Raw genomic sequence first — 6,000 nt, 5'->3', positions numbered from 1 at the left:
TTACTGGAGTTGCTACACCCGCAACACTAACTGTTGCACCTGTTAAAACAATACCTGCTGAAAGAATCAATTTACCCATTTTATTCATAATTTTTCCACATCCCTATTGAAATTAGTTATTGCTCTTTTATGTTACAAAATTATTACAAATATTACAATAAGTTTTCGCAATATTTTTTATATTTATTTTTTGTTGTTTCATCACTTTACATATTTTTGTTAAGAACAAAAAATTAAGTTTTTTTAGTTAATGGAAATGTTTAAAGAATTTGTGCTAGAAAGTGGTTAAATATTGAGAGAGCAATTTTGAAGTTTTTCTTTATTGGATAAAAAGCAAGCTAAGATACGTAATGGGCTAATGTACCTTAACTTGATTTGTATAGCAGTTCTTAATTATCGTAGTTCTCAAGCAATGTATTCAATGTTTCTATGACGCCGTCTCTATCATTATTAATAGAAATCAAATTAGCTTTATCTTTTAGTTCAGTATAGGCGTTATCCATTGCAACTTTGTATCGTGCATTTTCAAATAAAGGAATATCGTTTAGTCCATCTCCAAATACAATTGTTTCTTCACTGCTAATATTTAGTAGATTTTGAAGAAAGCGAATGGTTTTCCCTTTATCAACCTCTTTATGTGTGATGTCTATCCATTGCTTTTCTGAAGCAACAATATATAAATCATCATTGTATTTTTCTAAACCTTTAACATGTTCAAAACACTGACCTTGTGTATCGAAAATAGTAATTTTTAAAATATCTTTATCAATCTTATTTAAATCATCTAAAAATGTTACTTTCTCATATGACCCTAAAACCTTATCTCGTTCTTTTTGAGAAATAGTATCTTCTACATAAGCCATGCCCTCAGTACAAACAATAATAACTAGTTGATCATCAATATGTTTAATGGTCTTAATTAATTCAAGGCCCAGTTGATTACTGAACGTCTTGGCGTAAATATTCATATCATTGATTTTAATTCGAGAAGCACTATCTCCGATGATAAATAAATCATTAGTTAAATCTCCAACAATCGCATCCACACGCTCATTTTGCTTACCAGTACAAAAAGCAAAACGAATCCCCTTATCTTTTAATTGGGTTGATAATTGTTGAAACTTTTCACGATTAAAACTACCTTCCGAATTCAAAAACGTCCCATCCATATCTGTAACTACTAGTTTAAACATGGCTATCCCTCTTTTTTTTATTAAAAATAATATACTAGGTTCAGTTTTATAAATGATATAATTTCTAAACTAAAGGCTGAATTGAAAAATCACTATAAGTATAAGTAACTGATTTGTGTTCACTTTGCTAAAAAAGTAACATTAAGAATTGTGGATAAAATAGAGCATCTGTCATTTTGCTGTGATGGATGCTTTAATTTGTGACTAACAATGTGACTACTAACTTGAAACATATGTATTATTTGAAACGAAACTATTACATGCCTATCTATATATCTATAAAGATTATTTTAATGTAAACAGTGTGTTTTCAAATATTTTAATTAAAGCTTTTTCATTCCAAATTGATTTTTTCATTGCATCTATATAATTTTCTCGATCTAATAAATCAGTACGCCATTCATATCCTTTTAGCTTAGCTATTTCTCTAACTATTAACCTTATTGTTCTTCCGTTACCTTCACGAAAAGGATGTATCATATTCAACTCTATTTTATAATAAGCAAGTTTCTCTGCTGCAACCTTTATATCGGACCACTCATCTTCTAATTTAAATTCTTCGATGAGTTTATTTAAATTTGTATTAATATACTGTGGTTCACAAAACCGCGTATTTTCTTTCATAAGGCTTACATCTCTAATCTCACCAGCAAAACTGTATATTCTTTCGAATAGTTTTTTATGTAATAACTTGATTGAACTTACAGATAATGGAAACAAAAAGTCGTATCCCTCTTCTTGCATTAAACCTTCAACAATATAAAAAGCAACTTTCTCAAGTTGCTCTAATTCATCTATTGTTTGGGCACCTAGCAAGTTCGAATTTATAAGATATTCGTCCTGAAAAGTTGCTTTATATTTCATTTATTTAAAAGCGATTTTACGAATCACTTCATTCGTAATTTCCTTTTTATTATTAATAACATCAAGAATTTGTTTTTGTTGTTCCTTAGTTACATCCATGCCTTCAAGTGAAAGATTTTTAGCGATTTGTTTGTTAACTTTTGAATCAATTGTAATCATATTATCGCCTCCTGATGGTAATATTATACCATAGTCTCTTTTAACTTATCGATACTCAATATTTGTAATAAGTCTAATGTTTTCTTATAAGATTAGTAACTTTTAGCTTCACTTATGATACGCCTCTGTGTCTCTCTTAGCGATACGGTGGAGGTAATTTTTTATTGAGTTTCTGTTGAACGATATCCAATACTCTTTAGATACACACATGCCTAGTCATAAACAATCAAATGAGCATTGAAGGTACTGATTTCGTTTGGGTATTACCAATTACAAATCGAGAAGTAAGATTTCCCACTGACATTGAAGTCAAAACTAAAAAAGGATTAGTTACAGGTGTCATAGATACTATTCAAATACGCTCACTAGATCTCAATGTTCGTTATCATAACTATAGAGATGAATTACAAGACAACTTAAAAAAGGATGTACTACAAGCGGTACAGACGTATTTAAAACCTACTTTATAAATTAGAGAAACTTAGATTTGGCTAAAATATAATGCACCCTTAAAGTTAGATTTTTGGTCCAACTTTAGGGGTGCTCATTATTATTATAAATTTTATGATTAATTTAATTATTTCATTTAGTTTTATAGTCAATTTCGACTTTTCTAGCCACTACAATTCGGCATTAGATATGTTATTTTTTCTAGCTAGATATTTCTTCAATCCATATAAATTTAAGGCAATAGCACCAACGATTACGACAGGTAAAATAACTTTTTTCATATTTACAGCTCCATTTTTCTTATTTTTTTCAGTTTCTAATTTCAATTTAAAAATGTTCATTACACTTTTATGTACTTTCGCTTGGGTATACTTATAGACCCACCAAGGTAATGTTGGTCTATATTCTTGTAAGGCAATAATACATTCATCACTATTAGGCAACCTTCTAAACTCTAATCTCGCATTACCACCATCTATATCTAAAGCAAAATCCCCACCAACAATTCGATATAAAATTCTTTCATTGTCAGAAGCTTTAAAGTCTTTTCTTAATAATAATAATTTCTTATTTAAACAAGGCACAGTAATCGTAAAGTTATCTTCGTCAAAATCACTATTAACGACATTTAATGTAATTTTATTTAAGAAATTGGCATATACTTCTGCTAATTGAATCATATTCATATCTTGAGGTAAGACTACCCTCGATATTGCTCTAACGTCTTTAATATCTGTCTTACGTGATGACTTCGATTTCTTTGGTGTATGCGTTTCTTCTTCTAAAGCAATACGCACACTTTCTTTATAATCCGTCTTACCTATAGAAATACCTTTCACAACATGGTCATTTTCTCGAACCATATCATGAATTAAGCTATCCATTAACGGATAGACCATCTCTTTTGGTACGCCAGAAATAAGTTTCACCCAATATTTACTTAGCCAAATAGGAATAATAGGTAAATCCATAGTAGGCAAACGTTTATCTAGTACCTCTGCGGTTTGGTTGAAAAGATCTTTATATGTCATGTGACTAGGACCACCAATATCTATTGATTCATTCTCATTTGGCGTACGTTCTACTATTTTATATAAGCCGTCAATAACATCATCTATTGCGACTGGTAATGTTGTATTGTAAGACCATTTTGGCAACAGCAGGCCGGGTAATCTTTCTACTAATTTTTTTAAAATAGGATAAGAACTTCCTTTAGAACCTATAATCAATCCCGCTCTTAACGTACTTACTGGTACTCCATATGATCCTAAAATTTGTTCACATTCTAAACGACTTCTTAAATGTGGTGATAATTCATTTGTATCTGGTATCAAACCACTCATAAATACAATATGTTCAACTTTGTTATAACTCGCAGCTTTAGCAAAATTATCAGCTAACAATGCATCCATATCTTCAAAGCTTGCCTGTGTTAATTTGGCTGAAGGCATCATTGAATGGACAAGATAGATCGCGATATCAATATCTTCCATTACCTCAGTTATTTCATTTAAATCAAATAAATCAGCTGCCTTCCATGTAACATTATGCTCATCCGATTTATTTTCTATATTTCTAGAAATAGCTATAATTTCATAGTTTTCTTTTAATTTATTCATTAAGTGACTGCCGATATATCCAGATGCGCCCGTTAACAGAATTTTTTTCATATCATTTTCCTCCAAATAAAAAAGATGAGCAGGCAAACATTACCTCAGCTCATCTTTAGATTAACAAGCTCACTTGCTTATTATCATAATGGACAAGAACTTCATGTCTCTTACTTAACATTGTACCCTTCTTAAAACATTTTAAGCTTTTATGAAGTGATTATGAGTTTGGCATAAACAATTTTTGCTTTATTTCTTTCTCGCATCCTAATTAAGCACAGCTTAATAATTTATTTTAATATTGTGTATAGGCAAAAAAAATTATTGTTAAATATGTAATAAATTAAATAAAGTTATTGCTATTTTGAAAGAATAGGTTAATATGAGTTAATGGCAAACTATTTAAGGGGCTACAAATGAATAAAAATAGAAGTAAGCGAACAAAACCAATTGTGAAAATAACATTAGGATTTATAACAGCATCACTAAGTTTAGGATCAATAAACATCATAACTCAGCAAACAACTGCCCATGCATCCACAGTACAAAATGAGAGTAATACTAATTCAAAAACAGCAAATACAAAAACTATTAAAAACTCTAGAACAAGTGTTTCTAATATCACAACACCAATTAAACATGTGACGACAACAGTAAAGTCACCCACAACAGTGAAAACAACAGCTAAAATTGCAAATGTAAAACAGTCTTCAACGACAGTGAAACCAGAAAAGGTTAAAGCACCGACTTCTTTGAAACCAAAAGCTATTCAAACATCTACAAGTCAAACTCAAAAGCCAATGTCTACTAAAGCACCTATAAATTCATCTACTAATATTAAAAATAGCACAATAGGAACAAAACGCGACCAACAAGCTATTTCTACAGTAGAAGTAGCAAATAAAAATAAAACAGCAAATACAACAAAAACACAAATAAATCAGGCTAAAACAGCAGTATCGAAACCCCATGTATCATCAATAAAAACTAAAGCACCAATTAAAAAATTAGCAGAAACAACAACTAAGAAAAAAGCAACAGCTATAGCAACAATACCTAAAGTCAATTCAATCAAATCAAGTAAAAGCAATCATAAAGATTACTACAAATCTATGACCCAGTTAGAAAAATCGACTAAAGAAGGTGTTGATTGGAAGAAAGAGACATCTAATAAAGGTAGTAAAGTACTTATTGTAGCCCCACATGGCGGAAACATAGAACAAGGTACTTCGGAGCTAACAAAATTATTAGCTCAGCAAGGTGGATATGACTATTTCTCATTTGAAGGAATAAGAAATTCAAATAATACACAATTACATGTAACGTCTACACATTATGATGATCCAACGTTAAACAAAATGGTCAAAGGACGAACAGCAAACATTTCTATCCATGGCGCAAAAGGCGACGACCAAATTGTATTCTTAGGAGGAGTTAAATCTAAACTAAGAGATGCTATTCAATCACAATTGAGAAGTAGAGGTTTTACCGTTAAAGTGCCTCCAGAATATCTAGGTGGTTTAAATAATCAAAATTTTATTAATAAAAATCAAAATAGTACAGGTGTTCAATTGGAATTAACTACTGCACTGAGAAAAGCTTTATTTAAAAATCAAAATATGAGTACAACTTCACGTAAAAATAAAAATAATTGGTCACCAAAGATGTATCAATTTGTTGATGCATTGCACACAGCTATTAAACAAACATCAATTAAGTAACAT

At 30.3% G+C, this 6,000-nt stretch carries 5 protein-coding genes and 1 pseudogene; 2 read left to right on the top strand and 4 right to left on the bottom strand.

Translation table 11 applies throughout. The annotated features are described in order from the left end of the window. Positions 1-389: 389 nt before the first annotated feature. The 3 genes from CD121_RS01625 to CD121_RS12190 form a co-directional block, all read right to left on the bottom strand. Entirely contained in the window at positions 390-1,193 is an 804-nt protein-coding gene (locus CD121_RS01625) for a Cof-type HAD-IIB family hydrolase (protein WP_126567336.1), read from the bottom strand. Positions 1,194-1,478: 285 nt separating this feature from the next. Beyond that, complete coding sequence (locus CD121_RS01620; RefSeq protein WP_051522845.1) at positions 1,479-2,057, bottom strand: Fic/DOC family protein; 579 nt, start codon at positions 2,055-2,057, stop codon at positions 1,479-1,481. Next, entirely contained in the window at positions 2,058-2,216 is a 159-nt protein-coding gene (locus tag CD121_RS12190) for a hypothetical protein (RefSeq protein ID WP_017638051.1), read from the bottom strand. 200 nt (positions 2,217-2,416) lie between these two features. Between CD121_RS12190 and CD121_RS01615 the strand changes: the two are divergent. Next, positions 2,417-2,686, top strand: a pseudogene (locus tag CD121_RS01615) (type II toxin-antitoxin system PemK/MazF family toxin); the annotation flags it as partial. A gap of 150 nt (positions 2,687-2,836) precedes the next feature. Here CD121_RS01615 and CD121_RS01610 read toward each other — a convergent pair. Next, positions 2,837-4,336 carry an NAD-dependent epimerase/dehydratase family protein gene (locus CD121_RS01610; protein WP_126567334.1) on the bottom strand — a complete coding sequence of 500 codons (1,500 nt, stop codon included), beginning with the start codon at positions 4,334-4,336 and terminating at the stop codon, positions 2,837-2,839. 356 nt (positions 4,337-4,692) lie between these two features. Between CD121_RS01610 and CD121_RS01605 the strand changes: the two genes are divergently transcribed. Further along, positions 4,693-5,997 carry a poly-gamma-glutamate hydrolase family protein gene (locus CD121_RS01605; protein ID WP_126567333.1) on the top strand — a complete coding sequence of 435 codons (1,305 nt, stop codon included), beginning with the start codon at positions 4,693-4,695 and terminating at the stop codon, positions 5,995-5,997. Positions 5,998-6,000 lie beyond the last annotated feature (3 nt).

Source organism: Staphylococcus pasteuri (assembly GCF_003970495.1).
GTDB classification, from domain to species: Bacteria; Bacillota; Bacilli; order Staphylococcales; family Staphylococcaceae; genus Staphylococcus; species Staphylococcus pasteuri.
This window is presented reverse-complemented; position numbering and strand designations above follow the sequence as displayed.